The 2,204-nt window shown below is 74.8% G+C and carries 3 protein-coding genes; all 3 read left to right on the top strand.

Annotation, left to right across the window (positions count from 1 at the left end; translation table 11 throughout):
- The first annotated feature begins 25 nt into the window (after positions 1 to 25).
- The 3 genes from HYE82_RS36095 (at position 26) to HYE82_RS36085 (ending at position 2,174) form a co-directional block, all read left to right on the top strand.
- Complete coding sequence (locus HYE82_RS36095; RefSeq protein ID WP_179178449.1) at positions 26 to 295, top strand: protealysin inhibitor emfourin; 270 nt, start codon at positions 26 to 28, stop codon at positions 293 to 295.
- Positions 292 to 1,083 (top strand): hypothetical protein, encoded by a 792-nt coding sequence (locus HYE82_RS36090; RefSeq protein ID WP_179178448.1) that lies wholly within the window; start codon positions 292 to 294, stop codon positions 1,081 to 1,083. Before HYE82_RS36095 ends, HYE82_RS36090 begins: the two co-directional genes overlap by 4 nt.
- 146 nt (positions 1,084 to 1,229) lie before the next feature.
- The gene (locus HYE82_RS36085) at positions 1,230 to 2,174 is read left to right on the top strand and encodes a YhjD/YihY/BrkB family envelope integrity protein (protein WP_179178447.1); all 945 of its coding nucleotides are present in this window, start codon (positions 1,230 to 1,232) and stop codon (positions 2,172 to 2,174) included.
- Positions 2,175 to 2,204: the final 30 nt, after the last annotated feature.

Here is a 2,204-nt window from a genome sequence, read left to right as displayed (position 1 = left end):
CTCCCGGCCCCGTCGCAGCGGTGCCATGCGCATCGAGGTGACCCGGACCGGAGGCATCGCCGGAATCACGCGTCGGGCCGCACTGGAGACGACCGGCCGGCCCGACGCAGCCGAACTCGAACACCTCGCCCGCCAGGTGCTCGCCGAAGCAGGACCGGGGACCCCGGCCGGGGTCCCCGACGGCTACCGGTACACCGTGACCGTGGACGGCCGCACCGTCGAATTCGCCGACCCGGATACCGGCGACGCCCTGGAAGAGCTGGTGGAGCGCGTACTCCGGGAGGGAACGCAGTGAACGGGTCCCCCGAGGCCAAGGCCGCGGAAATCAAGATCAGCTTCGCGGACGCGGAGGCCGCCGCGGCCCTCGACGCCCTCGCACTCCACCGTTCCGACGGGCGCCGCCGGTCCGTCCACTTCTGGGACCGCCCGCAGCGGGCGGCGACACCCGGCACCGCCGTCACGCTGCCGCTCCTCGACCGCGGCGTCATCCTGCGCTTGCGCCGCGACGACACCGAGCGCGGCTCCCGCCCCGAAGCCGACATGACCGTCAAGCTGCGCCCCTGCTCCGCCCTGCCGGCCCCGTGGCGGAAGGACCGCGAGGGCGACGACTGGGACTTCACCGTCGAGGAGGACCGGACCGGCCCGGTCTTCACCCCCGTACTGGCCGCCGCACTCCAGGCCGAGCGGAACGCAGGCGCGGCACAGGCCGCGGAACGGTCCGGCTCGCTCGACGGCATGCTCACGGACCGGCACCGCGAACTGCTCGGCGCCGTCGGCCTGACCGGGGACGGCCTCGGGGGCCTCACGGCACTGGGTCCGGTGAACGCCGTCAAATGGAAGCAGGAGCGGGACGGTCTGCCCCGCGCCGTGGCGATCGAGGAGTGGACCATCGCGACCGCCGCGACCACCGGACACGGCCCGCGCTTCCTCGAGGTCTCGGTCCACGCGGACCTCTCCGACGCGGCGGAGGCCGGGCGGCTGCTCGTCGACGCCCTGCGCGGGCTCGGCATCGCCCCGCCGCAGACCGGCGAGACCAAGACCCGGGCCGTGATGACCGCCCTCGCCCGGGACCTGGCGCCGTAACAGGCGGCCGGAGTCCGGGCGGGCCCGGACTCCGGCGGCCCGGGTAGCCCGATCCTGCGGCCGCGTCTGGGTCCGACGGGCGATCCTGTCGGCCGCGTACGCGCGGGACACGGCTGCCGCGCGCCGGGAGTGGGAGATTGGGCCCCATGCGCGGCCGAAACCCCTCCGCTCGCGGCGCCCGGCGCCCGTCCCGGTGGCGTACCTGGTCCCGGGAGCTGGCGGCGGCGGCCAAGAGGCGGCAGGAGCGGGCCGAGACCCGGTTCCCGGTGATCACCCACGTCGTCGAACGGCTCATCTCGGTGAACGTCTTCGACTCCGCCACCCGGCTCGCCGCCCAGGTCTTCCTGACCGCGGTGCCGCTGCTGTTCGTCGTCGCCTCGTTCGCCCCGGACGGCGTGAGCGAGCAGCTGGCCGACTCCCTGCTGACGACGTTCGGGCTGACCGGGCCGGCCGCCGCGCAGCTGGAGGACCTCTTCGGCAAGGGCTCCCGGGAGGAGGACGAGGACTTCCGCAGCGCGGTCGGCCTCGTCGGCGGGCTGATGGTCCTCGTCTCCGCGACCGCCGTGAGCCGGGCCATGCAGCGGCTGTGCAAACGCGCCTGGGAGATCCCGCGCACGGAGGCCCGGATCGCGGTCTGGAAGTGGGTCGCCTGGCTCGCGGCGTGGATGGTGGTGCTGCTCGTGCAGGGCCCCGTGCGCCAGGGCTTCGGGGTCGGCCCGTGGCTCGGCCTCCCCCTCGCGCTGGCCCTGCAGACGGCGGCCTGGTGGTGGACCCAGCACCTGCTGCTCGGCGGCCGGCTGGCCCCCCTGGCGCTGCTGCCCGGCGCGGTGCTCACCGCGGTCGTGGTCACCGGGCTGTCCTTCACCGCCCGCTTCCACATGCCGCGCGCCCTCAACCGGGCACTGGACGCCTACGGTTCGACGGGCACGGTGTTCGTACTGCTGTCGTGGCTGATCGTGGTCTGCGTCGGGGTCACCGTGAGCATGGCCGCGGGCGCCGCGATCGCCCAGGAGCCGTACCTCGCCCGGCGTCTGGGCAGCCCGCCCCCGCGCCGGGCCCACCCGGGATCCTGGCGGCACACACCGCCGTGACCGGTCGTGCTCCTGTCTCTTATACACAGC

The organism is Streptomyces sp. BR123 (genome assembly GCF_013401435.1).
Taxonomy (GTDB): domain Bacteria; phylum Actinomycetota; class Actinomycetes; order Streptomycetales; family Streptomycetaceae; genus Streptomyces.
The sequence above is the reverse complement of the archived record's forward strand: the minus strand, read 5'-3'. Positions and strand labels throughout refer to the sequence as shown.

Excerpts from the sequence above, each read along its gene's own strand:
- HYE82_RS36095 (WP_179178449.1), top strand. The coding sequence starts at position 26 with ATGCGCATCGAGGTGACCCGGACCGGAGGCATCGCCGGAATCACGCGT.
- HYE82_RS36085 (WP_179178447.1), top strand. The coding sequence starts at position 1,230 with ATGCGCGGCCGAAACCCCTCCGCTCGCGGCGCCCGGCGCCCGTCCCGG.